Consider the following 19,532-nt stretch of genomic DNA (forward strand, 5'->3'; position numbering starts at 1 on the left):
AGTGCACGTCCCGCCCCCGGTAGGCGGGCAGGGGATCAGAGGCCGGTCGGAGGCGGCGGCGGTGAGGCCGACCCGCTCGACGTGGCGTTCTGTGAGCCGGAGGACGGGGGTGCGCCCTGCGGTGGCGGGGTCGTGGTCGGCGCCGTGGACTGCCATCCGCCGCTCTGGCCGGACGCGGCATTCGCGCCAGATCCGCCCGGCCCCGGGCTGCCGCCCACCTGGCTGCTGGTGTCGTCGGACACGCTCGTCGGCGCGGGCTGGACGGCCTTCTCCAGACCGGACTTGACGGCATCGGCACCGGGCGAGGCGCCCGTTCCGCCGCTTTGTGAACCTTCGTTGCCCTCTCCGCCTCCGCCGGTCGGGTTGGCGGCGACGTCGCCGGGGAAGCCGCCCCCGCTGGCGTCGGGGCCTTGCGGCGCGGCGCCTGCTCCGGCGGCAGCGCCACCGGTTCCGGCGGTAGCTGCAGCTGCGGCGGCCTTGCGGGCGGCCTTCTCGGCATGCGCCTTGGCGATCTGCGCTCCGGCGCCGCCGGCGCGGTGGATGGACTCGCCGTCGGTGCCGTCGGCTGCCCAGTGGACGAACTTGAAGACGGCGTACGGGCAGAGCAACACCAAGACCATGATCACGATGCCGGACATGACGTCGGCCAGAGCGGCGATGCCGTCCTTGGCCTCGGGTTTGCCCATGGCGGCGATCCCGAGCACGAAGATCACGGTCATCAGCAGCTTGGAGACCACGAGGGTGGCGGTGGCTTCGATCCAGCCCTTGCGCCAGCGCCGTGCGACCTCCCAGCCGCCGCCGGCGGAGGCGAAGACTGCCAGCGTGACCATGACGAGGATGCCGACCTTGCGGACCATCATCACGCACCAGTAGAGGAAGGCGCCGATGGCTGCGCCGAGGCCGGCGACGACTGGCACGAGCCAGCCCAAGCCGGACAGGCCGCCGATCTGGTTGACCTTCACGATGCGGCGCACGGCCGACTCGATGTTCAGGTGCGCGGTCTTGAACAGGCCGTCGCTGACGGCGTCGACCACTTCGACGGCGACTGTGGTGAAGGCGATGGCGCAGAAGGCGAACAGGACGCCGCTCATGGTGCCGGTGAACGCCTGTGTCAGCGCTTGTCCGTCGCGCCGGATGGCTGCCCGGACCAACTGCGCGCAGAACGTCGCGACCAGCAGGACCAGGCCCAGTGGCAGCAACATCTCGTAGTTGTCGACGAACCATCCGGCGCTCAGGTCCACCTTCGTGGTGGTGTTGACGGCCTCGGCGGCCAAATCGGCTGCGGCGGCTGCCAGTTCACCGGCGGACTTCGCCATCCAGTCACCGATGGCCTTGCCGGGGTCCGAGGCGAAATCTACGGCGTCGCCGACGGCGCACAGCTTGTCTGCCAAGGGGAAATCACAGAAACCCACGAGGAGTTACTCCTCCTTTCGTGTCTCAGGCGCGGGTCACTGCGTGACGCTCGGTGCGATCGCGGCCAGGGTGCAGTCGTGGTTCGGGCGGCACTGGACGGCGAGGGTCACTGCCCTCTCCTCGGCTCCGCTGCCGCCCTTCTTCCAGCTGAGCGTCTGCGTGCCGTTGACGGTGACGACGTAGATGTACGCCTCGGTGATCGCGGACGGGTTGTCGGCCAGGGCCGCCTTGAACGCGGAGGGGTAGTGGCCCTCGGAGACGCTGGCGGTGGCGTGCTGGTCCTGGTCGGCCATCCGTGACCACAGCACCGGATCGGGGACCTGGCCGGAGACCGAGGCCCAGTCGGCGTACTTGGTCTCGGTGGTCATCCAGGCGCGCATGCCGGCCAGTTGCTGGTCGCGGTTGGTGTCGCGGGTGTCGTAGGACCACAGCATCTGGGCCGCCGCCTTGGCGTAGGCGACCGGGTCGGCGATCTGCGGGGGCTTGGGCACCGAACCGGATCCGGAGGAAGGTTTGGGGGCGGCCTCGGAGGAGGACGGGCTGCCAGTCGAGGCGGGCGCGGCGCTGTCCGGGGCCTGGTGGCCGTTGCCGCCGCCGGTCAGCAGGGCGACGACCCCGGCGATGGAGAGCAGGACGGCGACGGCGGAGGCGACGATCGCGATGCGCCGGTTGGCCGACCAGCCCGTACCGTACGAGGACAGCGAGAAGGAGGGGGATCGTTTCCGCATCAGTGGACCTGCGAGCCCAGGCCGGAGAAGAAGGCCACGATGCCGTTCGCGGCACCCAGACCGAGGGCGGCGCCGGCGGCGACGACCGCGCCCTTCTTGCCGTTGGCCTCGGCCTGGTGGCCACCGGTGTGGTGGCCCCAGGCCCATACACCGAGGGAGACGGCGAGGGCGCCGACGACGGCGATGATGCCGAACATGTTGATGCTGTTGACGACGCTCTTCAGCACGCTCAAACCGGGCAGGCCACCGCCCTTGGGCGAGATTCCTGGGTCGTAAGCGAGCTGGATGACGCGGTCTGCGAGAGGAACGGACATGGGTGTGGCGGGGCTCCTTGCATACGCGGCCAGGCGAGGGCCGACGGGAAGGGAAAGCGGAGGGGGAGGTGCGCGAGAGGCGCGGAAGTGGCCGCGGCGCGGGCCCGCCCGGTGCGATGCCGGGCGGGGCGGCGTCAGAGGACGCGGCGGGCGGCGAGGATCGTCCAGTCCTTGACCGGGGTGATCCGGACCGGCTTGGTGGTGCGCGGCGCCTCGATCACGAGGCCCTCGCCCATGTACATGCCGACGTGCTCGGGCCGTGCGGCGCTGCCGCGGCTGAAGATCAGGTCACCGGGCTTGAGGTGAGCGGGCGAGACCGCCTGGCCCTCGTTGACCTGCGTGTACGTGGTGCGAGTGAGCGTGACGCCGGCGTGGGCGTACGCCTGCTGCATCAGCGAGCTGCAGTCGCAGCGGCCCATGGGATCGGGACCGTGCGAGTTCGTGCAGGATCCGCCCCACTGGTAGAGCGTGCCGAGCTGCTGCATCGCCCAGGTGAGGGCCTTACGGGCCTTCGGATCGGCGTCCTTGGGGATCGAGTAACCCTTCGGGACGCTGCCCTCGGGGATGCGGCCGAACCCGGAACCGTCCTGGCCCGGCGCACAGCCGGTCGTACTGGTCGACGGCTCCTTGCCCTGGTCCGCGTCCTTGCCGTCCGCGTCACCGCCGCCGGGGAAGGTCTTGGCGATGGCGGCCTGCAACGCGGTGGCGAGGTTCTCCCACTGCGCGTACGCGTCCGGCAGGCCGGACTTCTGCACGGCTTGGGCGGCCTGGGTGACGGTCATCTGCTGCCAGCCGTCGACTTTGAGCAGGTGCTTGTAGAACTGCTCGCTTGCGTAGGTGGGGTCGCGGATCTGCTGGGCGCTGCCCCAGCCCTGGGAGGGGCGCTGCTGGAACAGACCGAGGGAGTCGCGGTCGCCGTAGCCCAGGTTGCGCAGCCGGCTCTCCTGCATCGCCGTGGCGAGCGCGATGATCTGTCCCTTCTTGGGGACGTCGAGCGAGAGGCCGGCGGCCACGATCGTCTGGGCGTTGGGGACCTGCTCGGCGGGCAGGTCCAGGCCCTCGACGTGCACGTCCTTGCCGGACGCACCGTCGAGGATCTTGGTTACCTGTTCGGCGACCTTGTCGCTGTCGATGTCGGTCAGGCAGCTGCTGAAGGAGCCGCTGCTCTGCACGGCGTCGGCCGAGGAGGCCAGCATCATGCCGGTGCCGGCGATCAGGATCGGGGAGAGGAAGACGATGCCGATGCCGGCGGCGAGCCCCTTCAACCCGAGCGGACCGCTCGCCGGTCAGCGGTTTCGGGCATGGGTGGGTAGCGAGACGTCATGAACGCGTCCTTGGGGGTGCGGTGTCCGGCGCGCCGCGTGCGCGAGGCATCTCGGAAGGGCGCGGCAGCCGGGGTGGGCGATCGGGACGGGGCCGGTGTGGGCGAGTTGCCGCTCGCTCCGCGTGGCCGGGCCGTGAGCTAGGTGTGCCGGGGCAGGGGGTACCTCCTGAGGTGTGGCAGGGGGTAGCCAGCGGCGGTGTGCGCCGGGCGGTTCAAAAACAGTAGGCGCGGATCGGCGGTTGACCAAAAAGTCGGCGTGAGGTGCCGGAATCCGGCACCTCTGCACGGCACTTCTTGGTCGTCGGCGGATTCGCCTCTACAGTTTTTGGACTCCCCCTCGCCCTCCTCGGTCTGCGGCCCTGGGCTTCTGCATGCTCACGTCCGGCCCGCGAGGACTCCTGTGCGAGGCGGCTAGTTCCCTCCGCGTTTCCGCACCCGAATTGGGGTTCCTCTTTGCCTTTTTCCCTGCACCAGGGCGACGCTCTGGCCGTGCTCTCCGGCCTTCCGGACGGCTGCGTCGACTCCGTCATCACCGACCCGCCGTACAACAGCGGGGGCCGGACCGCGAAGGAGCGCACCACCCGCTCCGCGAAGCAGAAGTACACCTCCGCCGATTCCAAGAACGACCTTGCCGACTTCACCGGCGAGAACATGGACCAGAGGTCCTACTCGTTCTGGCTGACGCAGATCATGACCGAAGCGCAACGTCTGACGAAGACCGGCGGGACCGCCCTGCTGTTCACCGACTGGCGCCAACTCCCGACGACCACGGACGCGATCCAGGCCGCCGGATGGCTCTGGCGCGGTGTGCTGGCCTGGCACAAGCCGCAGGCCAGGCCCCAGAAGGGCCGGTTCACCCAGAACTGCGAATTCATCGTCTGGGCGTCGAAGGGACCGATCGACGGCTCCCGGAACCCGGTCTATCTGCCCGGCATGTACTCGGCGTCGCAGCCCTCGGGTGCGAAGCGCCAGCACATCACGCAGAAGCCGGTCGAGGTGATGCGCGAGCTAGTCAAGATCAGCCCCGAGGGCGGCACGGTCCTCGACTTCTGCGCCGGCTCCGGCTCTACGGGCGTCGCCGCCCTGCTGGAAGGCAGGGACTTCATCGGCGTGGAGAAGACCGAGCACTACGCGTCGATCGCGGAAGCTCGGCTTTTGGAAACGATGCAACAGACCGCACGGCGCGAGGACTTCATTCTTGCTGGTCCCGAGGCATAGTGACGTCCTGAGCGAGGCGAGTCTGGAGCATTCGGTCAGGGGACTTACCGCTCACGCAGCGGAGTGCAACAATGTTGCGTTATATGCATCATCCGGAGTGGGTGGTGAGCGTGATCGAGGCTCCGGGCTCGGCGCTGCTCGTGTTGGCGGACGGTGTCGTGCCGTTGGACCCGGAATTGATGGTGTTCCGGGCGATGTTGGAGGGCTGGGCCTGTCAACAGCGGGCGCGGTTCCTTGACGAGCGGGAGACCATCGAGCCGCGTCTAGCTTTGGTGCGGCGGATGGTGGCCTTCACCGGGTTGTATCCGTGGCAGTGGACGCCGGCGGAGGCGGAGGCGTTCATCGGCGATCTCCGCTCGGGGCCGCGGCCGATCATGGTGTCCACGGCGCGGAGTTACGAGATCACGCTGCAGCTGTTCTGCGCGTACCTGACCGACGCCCGCTATCAGTGGGGCCGGGTCTGCTCGGAGCGTTTTGGGGCGGCGCCGCAGCAGGTGTTCCACGAGTGGCGCAGCGTGAAGCACATCGCGGACTACGAAGGCGACCCGCGGCGACGGCCGTTGGACTACGACGAGGTCCAGGCCCTGTTCGATGCGGCGGACGGCCGGGTGGAACAGATCCGGGTCCGGCGTGTCAAAGGTGCGCTCCCGGCGATGAGGGATGCGGCCCTGCTCAAGACGGTGTACGCGTTCGGGCTGCGGCGTCAGGAGACGGTGGGCACGGACTGCGTCGATTTACGCCGTTGTCCGAAGACTCCGCAGTTTGGGCAGTTCGGCGCGTTGAACGTGCGGTTCGGCAAGTCGAGCCGGGGTGGTCCGCCCAAACGGCGCACGGTATTGCTGGTGCCGGAGATGGACTGGCTCGTGCCGGTCCTTCGGCAGTGGACGGACGAGGTGCGGCCGTTGCTGGCCGGCCGGAGTCATCCGGCGTTGTGGGTGACCGAGCGGTGCGGGCGGCTGCACCGCCGTTCGGTGAACGAGGCGTTCGAGAAGGTGGCCCGCCTGGCGGGGCTTCCTGCCGAGCTCGACCCGCACTGCCTGCGCTACTCGTACATCACGCACCTGGTGGAGTTCGACTACCCGCAGCGTTTCATCCAGGAGCAGGTCGGTCATCTGTATGCGTCCACCACGGCTTTGTACACCGGGGTGAGCGACGAGTACCGGACACGTCTGCTGCTGCGGGCGCTGGCGGAACATCGAGACGAGTTGTGGGGTGAGCAGGGATGATCCGGAAGATGGGCTGCGGCTGGAAGCTGCGGCATCTGATGGCGGAGCGAGGCATGTTCCAGACCTCCGATCTGGTGCCGCTGCTGGCCGAGCGGGGCGTGGTCCTCTCACGCGAGCAGATCTACCGACTGGTGACGCAGGTCCCGCAACGACTGAGCATGGACACCCTGGCCGCATTGTGCGACGTGCTGGAGTGCACCCCGAACGATCTCATCGAGATCAAAGTCGTCGACCAGCAGCTGCCCAAGGTTGCGGGCGAGAAGGCGAACGAGGTGCCGCCAGTGCGGCGTTCGGTGGTCCGCCGCCCCGGCCAGCCATGAGCCCGTCCAGGACGCCGAAGATATGCGCACGCTGCAGACGCCCGGGGCGGATCAATGCGCGCCGGCCGGAGGGCGGCATCTGCCACCGCTGCTACCGGCATGACCCACAGGTCGTGAAGGAGTGCGCCCAATGCGGCCGTGTCCGCATACCCGCCGCGCGCACAGTCGATGGACAGCCACTTTGCGAACGCTGCTGGCAGCCGCCAGAAAGAGACTGCGCAGGCTGTGGTGCCCGGGCGCCGGCCAAGGCGTTCACCGAGGGTGGACCGCTGTGCCCGCAGTGCTACCGCCGACAGCGTCAGCCGCGGGCGGTGTGTAACCGGTGCGGCGACCTCGCTCGCATCGCCCGGCGCGGCACCGACGAGGACGACCAGGTGTGCTACCGCTGCTACCGGCGCCCTACCGTCCTGACCCCCTGCGCCGTCTGCGGCAGGACCAAGGAATGCCTGCAGCTGGGGGACGGGCGCCAAGTCTGCGTGAACTGCAGACCGCTGCCTCGCCAGCTTTGCGCCGCCTGCGGCACGGAACGCATCGTGGCTGCCAACTGGCCTATGGGATCGGTGTGTTCCGCCTGCTATCGCAGGATCCGCACCGCCCGGGCGCCCTGCCCCGGCTGCGGACAGGCCAGACCGCTGATAGCTCGAACACCCGACGGGGAGCCACGCTGCGGACCCTGCGTCGGGCTGCCCCTGCCGCCTCCATGCCGGTCCTGCGGAAGCCGCGACACCCCCTACGCCCGGGGTACCTGCGCGCGCTGCATCGCCCGCCGACAGCTGGGTGACCTGCTCACCGGCCCGGACGGCACAGTTCCTGATCAGCTACTGTCTCTGCTGCACTCCTTGGGGACCGCCGACGCCCCTGCCCGGGTCATCAGCTGGCTGCAGAACAGCACCAGCGCCCGACTCCTCGCCGAACTCGCCGCTGCCGGCAAGCACTTGACCCACGACCTCCTCGACACCCTCCCTGCCGGCCACGACGAGTGCTACGTGCGCGCCCTCCTAGTCCACACCGCCGTGCTCGAACCCCGGGAGGAAGGGCTCGAACGGATCGCCCCATGGCTGGAACGGATCCTCGTCGACCGGCCAGCAGCCCACGCCCGCCTTGTGTATCCGTACACACACTGGGTTCTGCTACGTCAGGCGCGTACCCGGGCAGCCAAGGGCCTTACTACACCGAGTAGTTGGGGGCGCATCCGCGGTCGTGTCACCCTGATCCTGTCGTTCTTGACCTGGCTCGACGAGCAACAGCTCGCCCTGGCCACCGTCACGCAGGACAACCTCGACCACTGGCTGACCTCCGGCCCTCGGCGCCGGCACGACGTCCGGTCGTTTCTGACCTGGGCCCACCAGCGCGGCCTGACCAACGAGCACCACATCCGACCGTCCCCAAGGGCGCCGGACACCCTGATCCTCACCGAGGACCAGCGCTGGCAGGAACTGCGCCGATGTCTGAACGACAACAACCTGCCCCTGCGTGTCCGCGTCGGCAGAATGCTCACCTTGCTCTACGGCATGCCCGCCCGCACTGTGCGGCTCCTGACCGCAGACGACGTCCGGCACGACTCCGACGGGACCTTCTTGGACCTTGGGCGGCGACCCCTGTTCGTCCCGCCCCGCCCTGCTGCCCTTGTGGCGGAACTTGCCGACTGCGCCTGCCTTCCAGCCGCCGCGGAAGCTGGCCCCCCGCCCCGGGCATGGCTCTTCCCCGGGACGGTGCCCGGACAGCCCCTCAGCACCGCTGGATACAGCCTGTTGATGCGGCGCTACGGTTTTCACACTGTCCCAGCCCGCAGCGCAGCGTTGATCGCTCTCGCGGGACAACTGCCCGTCCCTGTCCTCGCGGAGCTCCTCAATATCCACGTGCACACGGCACGGAAGTGGGCCTCCTACTCACAGCCCGACTGGGCTGCCTACTTGGCCCAGCGTGCCGCTGATGGAAGCATCCGATAAGGGTGCGGATCCTCTGAAGTGACGGTCGAGATCAAGTAGCGAGGCCGCCGACACCGGGTCGAGGCACGCAACGATCTTCTCGCATTCGGGCAACAACCTTCGGGGAGCATCACAGCCGCAGATCGTCGCGACTCGTGAACACCACTGTTCCCAGCGCGCCATGCGACGTCAGGTCGGCAGCGTAGTCGGCGCGGCGTCGTCTTCGTGGCGATGAGCATCGAGGAGCACAGTCTGATCACCGGGTGGATCGTCACGCTCCGGAGGGAGAGCCCGGAGCGCCGCGGCCAGTTCGGCCTGCAGCCTCGGATCGCCGAAGTAGGCGGCGAGCTCGAACCGCGCCCGCGCGTCTGCGTGGTTTCCCCGGCCCGCTTGCAGAAGACCCGACTCGAGTAGTGCTGTCGCGGCCGGCGGCCGCTCGCGGAAGAGCGCCCAGGCCCAGCGGGCCAGGGACTTGAGGCTGCCGGGTGGTCTGCGCGGTGCACCAGGCCCGTCCTCGGTCGGTTCGACGGCGGACCAGTAGAGGGAACGGTGAAATTTGCCGGCACTGTCCCGCTCCACGCCGAGGGCGTAGTCGTACCAGGCGATCGCGCCCTCGGCGTCGGAGGAGCCCGCGTCGAGCCGGGCAAGCTCGATCGCCGCGAGCACGGTCGGCTCCTGGCTTGAGGTGTACGAGGAGCTGATGACGCGCAGGCACCAGGCCGCCGCCTGTTCTGGTGAGCCCTGTGACTCCAGCCGGACGAGGGCGGTGACCGCGTCCGCGGCGGTCGTGTCGGCGATGATCTCATCCGCGGCGTCGGGGTACTCACCGCTCGGGGCGTCACCGGTCGCGGCGGCCCGCCGGTACCAGCGTCGTGCGCTGTCGATGTCCCCGTCCTTCTCGCTGAGCGAGCCCAGACGGAGCAGGGCAGCCGGTTTCTGACGCCGGAGGTTCTCGACGGCCTTCAAGCACCAAGCGCGGCTCCGGTCAGCGCTGTGGGTCAGCCAGAGCAGCAGGACCGCCAGGGCGCCGAGCACTCCGTTGTGGATCTGGACCGCCCACTCAGCGTTGGGATCAGGGCGGTACCCCAGACTCATTCCGATCCAGAAGGTCGCAGCGATCACACCGCTGCCCCAGATGATTAGGTTGACGAATCCGCAGAGCCTGAACCATCGAACGCACAGCGCTCCCCATACCAGGATGAGCACGACGAACCCCATGAAACCGACCGTCCGCACCGTGCCGTGCGTGTACAACGCAAACACGCCGTGTCCCGCCGAGATGAGGAGCTGGGACCAGTAGAGCCAGAGATCGACCGTGCGTGTCGAAATCGGCCGTCGCCTGCGGAGGAGCTTCCTCTGATCGCGCTTGTCGAGGGACGTCGCTGCCAGTGCCGTCGCGATCTCCCGCCGGCTCCTGCGCCGCGTCTTCACCCGGGGCAGCACATAGGCGATGTCCTCGACGCGGCCGGAGTCGCCGAGCAGCGTGAGGAGTTGCGGGAGATCCGGTCTCCCGCCGCCGGCGCGGAGAAACTCTGCGGCCTCGATCTCCCGGTCGTGCTCGCGGAAGGAGTCCACCAGCACCAGGAGATCGGCCGGAGGCAGCGCGTGGGTCAGGGGCACGACATGGCGGTGCACGAGTTTCAGAGTCATCGTCGCCACGGCGGAAACGGGCAGCCGGTCGACGGTACGGACGAGCCAGTCGAGCGCCGCGTCGTTTTTCTCGGGCGACTTGTCCAGTGCTCCGGCAAGGACCCTCCCGGCGTCCTCGAAGCGACTGGCCTCGCACAGAGCCGAGAGCACGTCCCCGACATCCGCCCGGTAGCCGGCTCTCCACAGAGTCTCGGTTGCCTCGCGGTCCAGAGAGTGCTGGCGCAGCGAGTCCACGAGGAGGAGGAGCTCGGCAGGGGGCAGGGTGGCGAAGTACTCCGTCACGGCCGTCAGGTTCTTGCTCAGGGCCTGCGTGACGATGTCCGAGGTGTGCAGGCGGGCGGCGAGCCCGACGAGCCAGTGTAACCACCATGTGCCGAGGTCACGTTGCCGACTCCGGGTCACCAGCGCTTCGACGTCCGCGACCTGGCGCGTCTGGTCTGCCCTGGTGAAGAGGTCGAAGGCCAACTCGTGCATCCCCAGGCCGGAGAGCCGGTCGGCCAGTGTGACCACGTCCTCGACGGGTAGCCGCGCGGCCCGGGCGAGCGCCGAGGCGCGCTCGGACCGAGGGTCGACCAGCGCGAACAGGGCTCGATGAACCTCGTCCCTGAGCGGCGAGAATGCCTCGTGCGCAGCGTCACGAGGCTCGACGGGGCCTCGGGGGCTGGTGGCCAGGTAGATGGCGCCTTGGGCGTCATCGACGCTGAGCGTGGGCGTCTGGGCGGGTCGGGCTTCGGTGACTCTGCGCTCGACGTAGGAGAACAACTCCTGGACCGAGACGAGTCCGTCGCCGTCGAGATCGGCCTCACCGGTTGCCAGACCCCGGACGACAGCCGAGGTGAACAAGCTCGGCTCGTTGACCTCGCGGGAGTGTATCTCGTTCTCGTACGCGACCTGCAGCGAGGTGGACGCGGTGAGCACCACCCTGCCTCGCCCGGCGAACAGGCGCTTGACGTCGACCTCCGGGGCCCCTGACCGGATCCCCAGCTCGAAGGCGCCGCTGTAGCAGCAGTCCAGCAGGAGGACGATCCGTCGCGCGGTGCTCTCCTCCATGAGACGGGCCACGAACACCGCGTCGATCCCGGTGGAGCTCGGTGTCGCCGGGTCGGTGTCCTTCACCTCGAAGTAGAGTTCGCCTCGTCTGTTGCGCTGTCCGTGGCATGAAATGTGCACAAGCAGCAGGTCATTGCTGTCGGCCTCGCGGAAGAACCGTTCGATGGCAAGCCTGATGACATGGCTGGTCTCATCGACGACGGTCTCCACCTCGAACGCCCCGACGCCCGGGTCCCTGAGGATCTTGGAGAGCTCTCTGGCGTCAGCGCCGGCGCCGGGCAGCTGCTGCCTGCTCGGGTTGTCGTAGTACTGCGCCGCGATGATGAGAGCCCGCTTCCGCATCGACTACTCCGGGTGTCGCGCGAGGAACGCTGCCAGAGCCTCCTGGTGCAATTCCGTGGGGTTTCCGGTCAGTTCCACCCGATCCCCCCCGATCTCCAGGACGATGGTCCCGGACTGCTCGCGCGTGAGCCAGTTCTGCACCAGCGTCACCAGCGAGGCCAGCACGGGACTCCCCACCAGGGCGATGACGATCCCTGCGACGACTGCGCTGCGCGCCCCTGCCTCCGACGTCCCCTCGACATCGGTGATCCCGTCGTGCTCCAGCTCGTCCAGCTCCCGCCGGAGGAAGAAGTAGTCGTCCCCGAGCCCGTCGGTGACCAGCTTGACCTGCATCGCGTCTCCAAGAAGCACCATGCCCTGCTCGACCCCTAAGGGTGGCACGAACTGCCCCTTTCCGTCGCTTGATTGGGGAGTTGCACGACCGGGCTCAGTGGGTCAGTCAGACACGTTGGCAGCCACCAATCCGCCGGCACCTTTGGCCTTGAATGCGCTTGGGACCGCCCGCGGGGCAGGCCGACACTGCCCTCGCGGTCGGCTGGCCGATCGCCACCGTGGCCGCCTCTCTCGGCGATGCCGCCACCCGCCACGGAAGGCCGGCCCCCCAACCCTGTTCTCCCAGCTCAGCCAATCCCTGCAGGCGAGCTGCACCGACCCGACTTCAAGCTCGGAAGCTGATGTTGGAGAAGCACCAGGACGAGGCGCTGATTGACGTTGATCTTTGCGGGCCAGAGGACGATGGCGGAATACCGCTGATCAGGAATATCCACACTCCACCAGTAGCTGACCGGCTCACCGAGACGATCCGCGCCACCCTCACGCAGGACGACGTGGTTCTCACCGTCTGAGCCGCGTCCTTTCCTGCCGCCAAGGTGACCGGCTCCCATGCGTAGCCGTCGGCGGAACACCGCCGGAGCGGACGTGTAACTCGCCAGCCGGGCCGCGCGAATACGCTTCTGCCTTTCTCTCACCCCGTGTCTCGTAGGAGGCCGAACTTTTCAATGCCCGAATCCACAAAACCGTCTGACGATGGAGAGTTGGAGCCGGTCCGTATTCCGGATCCACAGCTGGAGGGAATCGAGGCGAGCGTCCGACGGCTCATGGAGCAGTCGGCACAACAGGCGCAGCAACTAGACCACCTCGCGTCCGCCCCGGCGCCGAGCGGATCACCGTTCGCCGCGTTCGGCATGCCGGGACTCGGCGGTCCGCCGGCCGCCGCTCCACCGGAGCCCCGCCCGATCCTGGAACTCGACGGGGAGGAAAGGGAAGACGAACTCGACGCCCTGTCGGACTGGATCGACGACTTCTTCCTCCCGGTCTACGGGGCTGAGGTCACCACCGCGGCGCCCTGGTGCCTGCAGTGGCAGGAGCACGACGACGTCGTGGCCTGGCTCCACGCACTGTGGCTCGCCTACCAGCAGCACAAGGACCCCGAAGCCGGGCTCTCCGGCCTGTTCGTGTGGCACCGGGACTTCCTCACCCACGCCGTCGCGGCGATCCGCGCACCAGGCGGACCGCTGTCGGCCTGCATGACCTCTCCCGACCGGCCCGCGCACCGTCTTCTGCCCGGCCCGCCGCCGTCCGTGCGCACGGAGACGGCTGCCACGGCGGAAGCCGCCGAACCGGACGAGCCGACGTCATGACCGCGGGAGTGGGACAGCCCGCCTTCGGCCTGAGCTTCGACCCCCGCGCGCTGACCGATCTCCTCCAGGCCCCCAGCGATATCCGCGACCTCACCCTCGCCTACCTGCAAGAAGTCGTGAACGCACAGCGCTTCGGGCTCCGTCTCGACGGTGACCTGGAGGGATTCCGGAAACTGTTCGTGGACTCCCGCAAGGACTGGCGCGTCGTCTACGGCGTCCGCCCGGCACCCGCGGAATCCGCCCACCACAAGGAGATCCACGTCGTCGCGATCCGGCCACGTGCGAGCAACGACGTCTACGACGAGGTCGGCCGCCGCCTGGGGATGACCCGCCGGCCGCTGAGCGCCCGCACCCACGCGGCCCGCTCGCGCTCCCCGCAGCTGACCACCCGCGCTTCCGTGCCCCGGCCCGGTCCGCCGCCCACCGCACTGCCGGGTCTGCCCCGTCCCGCACAGAACCCCGCGCACCATCACACCCGCTGAACGCACGGAGCGTCGCCTATGCCCCCTCACCCCGCGCCGACACCCACCCTGCGTGCGGTCTCCCCGCTCGACCATCGCCTCGAAGCCGCCACCGGGCACGACATCGACACCCTGTGGGCCTACCGCGACCGCGGCGTCCTCGACGAGTCGCATGCCCACTTGGTCGACCGGCACCGCGAGTTGGCCACGGCCCAGGCGGGCGTCATCTTCTACCTCCGTCTCCTCAACCGCCTGTCCAGCGGCGAGTTCGACGTCGATGGCGCCCTGTTCACGCGCATCGACCGCACCGTGGACCAACTGGAAGAGGCCGCCGACGCGCGGGACGCCGCTGCCAGGAAGGTGCTCGCCGCCCTGGAGCCCATCGAAGCCGCAGCGGCGGCCTCCGCGCCCGAATCGCAGCAGCTCTCGACGGACGACCAAGCGGCGCTGCTCGCCATCGCCGGCGGCGCCAAGCTCTACGAACACCTGCTGACCGGCCGGATGTCCGTCACAGCCGCCTCCGGCATCCGAATCCCTCACGCCAAGCTGCAGCAGCTGGAGGACGCCGGCCTGGTCGTCCGGGACATCGGCCACCCCGTACACGCCGGACAGCCGGTCGCGCTCACCGACGCCGGACGAGCCGCGTTGTTCGCAGCCCGACGGACCCCCACGACGCAGGCGCCGAAGATCCCGGCTCGCCCCGGCGCATCGCCGTCCACCCCGGCGCAGCGGCGCTGAACTCCACCGAAAGGCTCTTGTTGTCTCCCACCGAACCGGCGCCGGTCCGGAAGTCCATCCCCCAAGTCGACTTCGACCTGGACGACCTGGACGCCGACGAGGAGAAGTACCTCGACTTCTACCGCAAGGTCGGTGTCCACGAGGACATGCTCGTCCCCCTCGCCGAACATCGCGACGGGCCGCACAGCTACTACGTCCTGTTCGACCGCACCGCCACCTGGGGGCACCCCGGCATGCCCCAGGTGCTCGCCGTACATCTGCAACGGGACCACGAGAAGCGGACGTTCAGTTTCGAGCAGGCCCCGCTGCCGCTGCCCGCGATGGCGCAGTCCTGGCTCATCCACCGCGGCTGCCCGCACGATGCCATCGGCCTCGACCCCGGGCTGGGCCCGCCGCCGGCGGACGAGGCCACGCGGGCGCTGGAGCGACGCCTCGCTGGCGACGGCGACCACTACGCCATGGGCTACTCCTACACCAGCGACGACCCGGACGACATGGTCACCGTCGTGGCACTGCGTGCCCTGGACGAGCGCTCCCCGTCGCCGTTCCGCGTCGTGGTCGAAGAGGTCGACACCGAGACGTGGACGCACACCCTGCGCGAGGGCGGCTTCGACACGGTCGGCGAGGCCCTGCAGTGGTGCGACGACCGGCTTACCGGCGAGGCCGGTCCCCTCCCACCGGTCCGCCCGGCAGCCGCCGTCAGCCGCCCGGCCGGTGTGGCAAAGGCCCCGGCTCCGCGCCCGCCCGGCCGTTCGCGCTGAGCGCTCAGCCTGACGCGGGCGGCGCAACATAGCCGACGATCGCCGGTTAGCCAAACCGGCGATTCTCCGGACTCTTATACAGCCGCCGGGACAACACCAGCGGCGCCCTTCCCCGCAATCCCTATGCCTTCACGGAGGTTTCTTCCGCATGCGCTCCACCCGAATTGCCGTATCCGCGGCGATGCTCGGCGCACTCGCGCTGGCGGTGCTGTCCGCCACCACCGCCAGCGCGGCGCCCGCCGCCGTATCCGCGGTCCCCGCGAGCAGCTGCTCGTCCCTGCCGCCACTGCCGTACGAGGTGCACGCCAAGGCCGTGACCATCCGGTCCAGGCCAGCTCGAAGTCCACCGCGCTCGGCGTGCTCTACAAGAGCCACAAGTTCAGCGTGACCAAGAAGAGCGGCAACTGGCTCTACATCACGGACAAGACGACCGGCGTCAAGGGCTGGGTGTCCGGCACGTACGTCTACCGCGACGTCCGTATGTGCCTGGACTGACAGGAATTCAGCAGATGCCCATGGGCGGCTGAACCGCCGGGCATGGCCGCCGCCTCACATTCCCGCCAGGCATCGGCCTTCCCAGAACAGGAGTTTCCCTTTTGCGCGACGGCATATCCGATGACGCTGAGGATGTCGTGGGCGTGCTCACCGAACGGATCGAAGCGCGCTTCGCCATGGACATGGACCAGTTGAAGGCCGCGGTCGCCGCCGCGCCGACCGCGAATCCTGACGCCGCCGATGTCGTCAGATGGCACGGACTCCTCGTCGAGGCCCAGTCCGTGCTGGACCGCGCGGAGGACGACCTCCTCGCCGCGCTGGAAACCCAGCCCAGCGAGGTCGACGACCCGACGATGGGCCTCGCCCACCGCTTGAACGCGGCCGTCACCGCACGCGACGGCCGGGCCATGGTCGTGCGATGGCTCCTCGACCCGGACGCTCCGGGCAAGAAGGACCTCGCCGCCGAACGGCTCGGCAGCCTTCGCCCGCGAACCGGCCCGGCGGTGCAGACCACCGCTCCCCACCGACCCGCGGGTACACCCGCACCGGCGTCGGCGTGGCGGGCGGGAAGGCCCGCCCGATGAGCCAGGTCAAGGCCAGCACCATGGACGGCGACCTGCAGAAGGTCTTCGGGAACCCGGTCCCCGGGCTGTACGAGGCGGCTGCCGGCCACGATGCCTCGCCCGCGCTCGCCCGTGCCCTGGAGCTGCGTTCCTTCCTGGCGCTCACCGAGGAGCAGGTCGCCCGCGTCCGCGCCCGCGTACACGCCGACATGGATCCGGACCGCGACATGGGCGAACTGTCGGCGGACAAGCTCCGCTTCGACGCGCAGTGGCTGGAAGCAGCACTGGAGGCCCGCGACGGCTACCGCGCCGCCCTCGGCGAGCTGCTGCGCACCATGCCCCCGCCTGTCCAACAGGCCCGGCCCGTACGCACGGCACAACTCAGGGCCACCGCAACCCTGCCCCCGTCTGCCGCCCCGGCACCCCAGCGTGCCGGGGCGGCCCGGGCCCGCCGACTGTGAAAGCCCCCGCTTGCCCCACCTCACGTCCACCGACATAGCCGGACGGATCGAGGACCTGTACGGCGCACCGCTCGCCGACCTCGAAACCCACGCCCAGGACCAGCCGCCCGGCATGCTCTCCGCCCTGCTCGGCATGCACGACGACCTCGCCCTCGCCGAGCGCAGCATCGACTTCCACCGCGACCACCTCGCCCGGCTCATCCACCCCGAGCGGCAGCTCGGCCCGCACGAGGTCTCCCACCTCCTCGACGGTGCACGCCGGCTCGCCGAAGCCGTCGCCGTCCGCGAGGTCCAGGCCAAGTCGGTCGCCGCCGTCCTGCAGAGCCTGGCCCGCGTCCCGGCCCCGACGCCTGCCCCTCCGACTCCCTCGCCGCCTGTTCCGGCTCCGCCTCTTGCGGCGCAGAGCACGGCGCACAGCCGCTGACCCGCAGGCGATCCCCCTTTCATTCACCCAGGAGTTCCTCCCTTGGCCATCACCGCTCTGCCTCCCGACACCGACGCCGACATTGCCCGGGTCACCGAGGCCCTCGCCATGATCACCCCGCGCTGGAACGTGAGGATCCTCCTGGCCCTCTCCGGCCCGCCGCTGCGCTACACCGAGCTGGCAGCCAAGGTGTCCTGGCTGCAGAACGGCCAGCTCCACCCCAAGCTCAAGGCGCTGTGCGACGCCGGACTCGTCGAGCGCACCGAACACACCGCACGGCATGTGACCTACCGCCACACCGAGCGTGGTGCCGCCCTGCTGCCGGTCCTGCCGGTCGTCGTCACCTGGGCCGAGGAGCATCTGGAGACTGCGGACCGCCCGCTGCCCGCGATCGAGCAGATCGAGGACAGCCTCACCCTGCTCACCCGGCGGCACGCCGCAGCCATCCTGTGGGTGCTCAAGTCCCGCGAGGAGGTCAGCGGCCTGGCCCTGGCCCGGATCGTGATGCCCAGCAGCGACTGGACCAACGTTTACCCGCCGCTGCGGCAGCTCGTCGCCGATGGACTGGTCGACACTGAGGGCATCGGCCGGCCCTACCGGCTGTCCGCGGCGGGCGACGGCCTGGGCCCCGTACTCGGCGCCCTGTCCGCGTGGTCCGCCGGGGAGCCCCTCAACCAGGCGGACCAACACCCGGTCTGGGGGCACCCGCAGGCGAAGCCCGCGCCGAGGCCGTGGGTCAGCAGCCAGTCCCGGCCAGCCCCCGCGGCGCTCCCGCCAGGCCGGACGGGTGAGTCCTCTCCGGCGTGGCACAACCGCGATCTCTTCTCCCACGCCACGACCGCCCGCCCGAAGGCGGCCATCCAGGCGGGAGGTCCGCGCCGATGACCACCCTCTTCAGCTCTGCCGAAGTGCGCAACGCTGTCGAGCTGCTGGCCTCGCGCTCCTTGATCCGCCTGGTCACCGAGATCGACGACAACGGGGCGATACCGCCGCGACGGCTGGCCGGTACCCTCCCCGACCTCTCCTCGCACCAGCTGCGCCGCGCTGCCGAAGGGGCCCGCGCCCAAGGTCTCGTCCGGGTCGCGCCCGGCGCCGGTCTGGAACTCACCAAGTCCGGGTCAGAGTTGGCCGACCTGTACGACGCGGCTGCGCGCTGGGCTCGACGCCACGCCTACCCGGCCCCCGTCTGCGAGTTCAGCAGCCGCATCCGGCACGTCCTCGACCTGTTGGCGCCATCGCTCACCACCGAGCGCGCCGACGGTCCCTCACCGCTGTCCGCCGCACGCCTGACCAGCGCCGGGACCGAGGCGGACCTGGCCCATCCCCGCACGCTCCTGATCCAGTGGCTAGCCGGCAACCCCCAGGTGGCCAGGGTGTCCGAGCCTGAGCCGGTCGCGTGAGCGCAGCGGTCACACCCCGGCACGCACGCCACACCGCCGGGATGATGCGAAGCATCTACCTGCCGCGCACGGCGGACGCGTTGGCGTTCGCGATGTCCACCTACGGCATCCCGCTGCTCGTCCTGGCCACGACGCGCTCCGCCGTGCTGACGGGCGCCGCGTTCGCCCTGGAGTGGATCCCGCGGCTGGCTGCGTTCGGGTGGGCCGGATCGGTTGTCGATCGGCGCGGTGCCTCGGTGGTCTTCCACCTTGCCTCTATGGGACGGGCGCTGGCTCTCGCCGCGGCGCGGTCCTGCTCCACCTCCACCCGACCGGCACCGTGGCGAGCGCGACCGTGATGGTGCTGGCGGCGACGACCGGCGTGCTCACCGAGTTCAGCTACATCGCGGCCGAGACCGCGGGCGCTGCCGCCGGCCGCCGAGCAGGACGGCGGGCCCACCGCGTCCAGGCCGTCCTGCTCGGCATCGACCAGACCGCGACCCTCGCCGGCCCGGCGCTCGCCGGAGTCCTCTTGCTCGCCGGCCCGCCGCCGATGCTCGCGGTGATCACCCTGCTCTCGCTGCTCGCCGCTCTGCTCGCCCTGCGCACCCCGCCCTCGCCCGTGGCACCGGCCCGTGCGCCGAAGGGGCAGTCCGGCGCCGGACTCCTCATCGGGTGGCGCACCATCCGATCCCTTCCCGCGCTCGGCTGGCTCGTGACCGGGCTGACCCTGTCCAACATGGCCACCGGCCTTCTCCAAGCGGCCGGTCCCGTGATCGTCGTCAAGCACTTCGGGCAGTCCACCACCGCCGTCGGCCTCGTCTGGTCCGCCGCTGCCGCAGCGACGCTCCTCAGCGTCACCCTCTGCCGGTTCGCGCTCGACCGCCTCGGCCTGTGGCCGGTTGGCGCCGCCTGCGCCGCCCTCGCCTCGCTCGGCTGTCTCGCCGCCGCCCAGGCCCCCGACTACCGGTCCTACCTGGTCCTGGTCGCGGTCCTCATGGCAGCAGATGGCGGCCTAGCTGTTCTGTCTCGGGAGGTTGTGGACGGGTGAGCCAGGTCTCGGCTGAGGGATCTTGAACAGGTGAGGGCCTTCCGGT

General features: G+C 69.7%; 20 protein-coding genes and 2 pseudogenes. 16 read left to right on the forward strand and 6 right to left on the reverse strand.

The genetic code is table 11. The annotated features are described in order from the left end of the window. Positions 1 to 35 precede the first annotated feature (35 nt). The 4 genes from ACX28W_RS38545 to ACX28W_RS38560 form a co-directional block, all read right to left on the reverse strand. Positions 36 to 1,412, reverse strand: coding sequence for an SCO6881 family protein (locus ACX28W_RS38545; protein ID WP_459004779.1), 1,377 nt, complete (start codon positions 1,410 to 1,412; stop codon positions 36 to 38). 36 nt (positions 1,413 to 1,448) lie between these two features. Continuing rightward, complete coding sequence (locus ACX28W_RS38550) at positions 1,449 to 2,141, reverse strand: hypothetical protein (protein WP_459004780.1); 693 nt, start codon at positions 2,139 to 2,141, stop codon at positions 1,449 to 1,451. Beyond that, positions 2,141 to 2,455, reverse strand: a complete 315-nt coding sequence (locus ACX28W_RS38555) for a DUF6112 family protein (RefSeq protein WP_459004781.1) — start codon at positions 2,453 to 2,455, stop codon at positions 2,141 to 2,143. The genes ACX28W_RS38550 and ACX28W_RS38555 overlap by 1 nt, the downstream gene beginning before the upstream one ends. A 134-nt stretch (positions 2,456 to 2,589) precedes the next feature. Further along, positions 2,590 to 3,720, reverse strand: a complete 1,131-nt coding sequence (locus ACX28W_RS38560; RefSeq protein WP_459004783.1) for a C40 family peptidase — start codon at positions 3,718 to 3,720, stop codon at positions 2,590 to 2,592. Positions 3,721 to 4,232: 512 nt separating this feature from the next. Between ACX28W_RS38560 and ACX28W_RS38565 the strand changes: the two genes are divergently transcribed. The 4 genes from ACX28W_RS38565 (at position 4,233) to ACX28W_RS38580 (ending at position 8,492) form a co-directional block, all read left to right on the forward strand. Then, positions 4,233 to 4,997, forward strand: a complete 765-nt coding sequence (locus tag ACX28W_RS38565; protein WP_459004784.1) for a DNA-methyltransferase — start codon at positions 4,233 to 4,235, stop codon at positions 4,995 to 4,997. 104 nt (positions 4,998 to 5,101) lie between these two features. Beyond that, entirely contained in the window at positions 5,102 to 6,223 is a 1,122-nt protein-coding gene (locus tag ACX28W_RS38570; RefSeq protein WP_459004785.1) for a tyrosine-type recombinase/integrase, read from the forward strand. After that, positions 6,220 to 6,543 (forward strand): helix-turn-helix domain-containing protein, encoded by a 324-nt coding sequence (locus ACX28W_RS38575; protein ID WP_459004786.1) that lies wholly within the window; start codon positions 6,220 to 6,222, stop codon positions 6,541 to 6,543. Before ACX28W_RS38570 ends, ACX28W_RS38575 begins: the two co-directional genes overlap by 4 nt. Before the next feature lie 839 nt (positions 6,544 to 7,382). Continuing rightward, positions 7,383 to 8,492 carry a hypothetical protein gene (locus ACX28W_RS38580; protein WP_459004788.1) on the forward strand — a complete coding sequence of 370 codons (1,110 nt, stop codon included), beginning with the start codon at positions 7,383 to 7,385 and terminating at the stop codon, positions 8,490 to 8,492. A 168-nt stretch (positions 8,493 to 8,660) separates the two neighbouring features. On the opposite strand, the gene ACX28W_RS38585 is transcribed toward ACX28W_RS38580, so the two are convergent. Beyond that, positions 8,661 to 11,513, reverse strand: coding sequence for a caspase family protein (locus ACX28W_RS38585; RefSeq protein ID WP_459004790.1), 2,853 nt, complete (start codon positions 11,511 to 11,513; stop codon positions 8,661 to 8,663). 3 nt (positions 11,514 to 11,516) lie between these two features. Then, positions 11,517 to 11,894, reverse strand: a complete 378-nt coding sequence (locus ACX28W_RS38590) for a hypothetical protein (RefSeq protein ID WP_459004792.1) — start codon at positions 11,892 to 11,894, stop codon at positions 11,517 to 11,519. Between the two features lie 293 nt (positions 11,895 to 12,187). On the opposite strand from ACX28W_RS38590, the gene ACX28W_RS38595 reads away from it, so the two are divergent. The 12 genes and pseudogenes from ACX28W_RS38595 to ACX28W_RS38650 all read left to right on the forward strand — a co-directional run. Further along, positions 12,188 to 12,358 (forward strand): hypothetical protein, encoded by a 171-nt coding sequence (locus tag ACX28W_RS38595; RefSeq protein ID WP_459004794.1) that lies wholly within the window; start codon positions 12,188 to 12,190, stop codon positions 12,356 to 12,358. Positions 12,359 to 12,610: 252 nt separating this feature from the next. Continuing rightward, positions 12,611 to 13,153 carry a DUF4913 domain-containing protein gene (locus ACX28W_RS38600; RefSeq protein WP_459004809.1) on the forward strand — a complete coding sequence of 181 codons (543 nt, stop codon included), beginning with the start codon at positions 12,611 to 12,613 and terminating at the stop codon, positions 13,151 to 13,153. Further along, positions 13,150 to 13,635, forward strand: a complete 486-nt coding sequence (locus ACX28W_RS38605) for a hypothetical protein (protein WP_459004795.1) — start codon at positions 13,150 to 13,152, stop codon at positions 13,633 to 13,635. The genes ACX28W_RS38600 and ACX28W_RS38605 overlap by 4 nt, the downstream gene beginning before the upstream one ends. Before the next feature lie 18 nt (positions 13,636 to 13,653). Next, positions 13,654 to 14,352, forward strand: a complete 699-nt coding sequence (locus tag ACX28W_RS38610) for a hypothetical protein (RefSeq protein WP_459004797.1) — start codon at positions 13,654 to 13,656, stop codon at positions 14,350 to 14,352. 17 nt (positions 14,353 to 14,369) lie between these two features. Beyond that, positions 14,370 to 15,113: a hypothetical protein gene (locus tag ACX28W_RS38615; RefSeq protein ID WP_459004798.1), complete on the forward strand. Its 744-nt coding sequence runs from the start codon at positions 14,370 to 14,372 to the stop codon at positions 15,111 to 15,113. 181 nt (positions 15,114 to 15,294) lie between these two features. Then, a pseudogene (locus tag ACX28W_RS38620) lies at positions 15,295 to 15,608 on the forward strand (SH3 domain-containing protein). A 101-nt stretch (positions 15,609 to 15,709) separates the two neighbouring features. Further along, on the forward strand, positions 15,710 to 16,192 hold the full coding sequence (locus ACX28W_RS38625; RefSeq protein ID WP_459004800.1) for a hypothetical protein: 483 nt from the start codon (positions 15,710 to 15,712) through the stop codon (positions 16,190 to 16,192). Further along, on the forward strand, positions 16,189 to 16,632 hold the full coding sequence (locus ACX28W_RS38630; protein WP_459004801.1) for a hypothetical protein: 444 nt from the start codon (positions 16,189 to 16,191) through the stop codon (positions 16,630 to 16,632). The genes ACX28W_RS38625 and ACX28W_RS38630 overlap by 4 nt, the downstream gene beginning before the upstream one ends. A 10-nt stretch (positions 16,633 to 16,642) precedes the next feature. Beyond that, the gene (locus ACX28W_RS38635; RefSeq protein ID WP_459004802.1) at positions 16,643 to 17,056 is read left to right on the forward strand and encodes a hypothetical protein; all 414 of its coding nucleotides are present in this window, start codon (positions 16,643 to 16,645) and stop codon (positions 17,054 to 17,056) included. A 42-nt stretch (positions 17,057 to 17,098) separates the two neighbouring features. Further along, positions 17,099 to 17,941 carry a winged helix-turn-helix transcriptional regulator gene (locus ACX28W_RS38640; protein WP_459004804.1) on the forward strand — a complete coding sequence of 281 codons (843 nt, stop codon included), beginning with the start codon at positions 17,099 to 17,101 and terminating at the stop codon, positions 17,939 to 17,941. After that, the gene (locus ACX28W_RS38645) at positions 17,938 to 18,456 is read left to right on the forward strand and encodes a regulator (protein ID WP_459004806.1); all 519 of its coding nucleotides are present in this window, start codon (positions 17,938 to 17,940) and stop codon (positions 18,454 to 18,456) included. The genes ACX28W_RS38640 and ACX28W_RS38645 overlap by 4 nt, the downstream gene beginning before the upstream one ends. Further along, positions 18,453 to 19,468 (forward strand): annotated as a pseudogene (locus tag ACX28W_RS38650) (MFS transporter); the annotation flags it as partial. The gene ACX28W_RS38645 and the pseudogene ACX28W_RS38650, both read left to right, overlap by 4 nt. Positions 19,469 to 19,532 lie beyond the last annotated feature (64 nt).

It is taken from the genome of Streptomyces sp. SD15 (genome assembly GCF_054462255.1).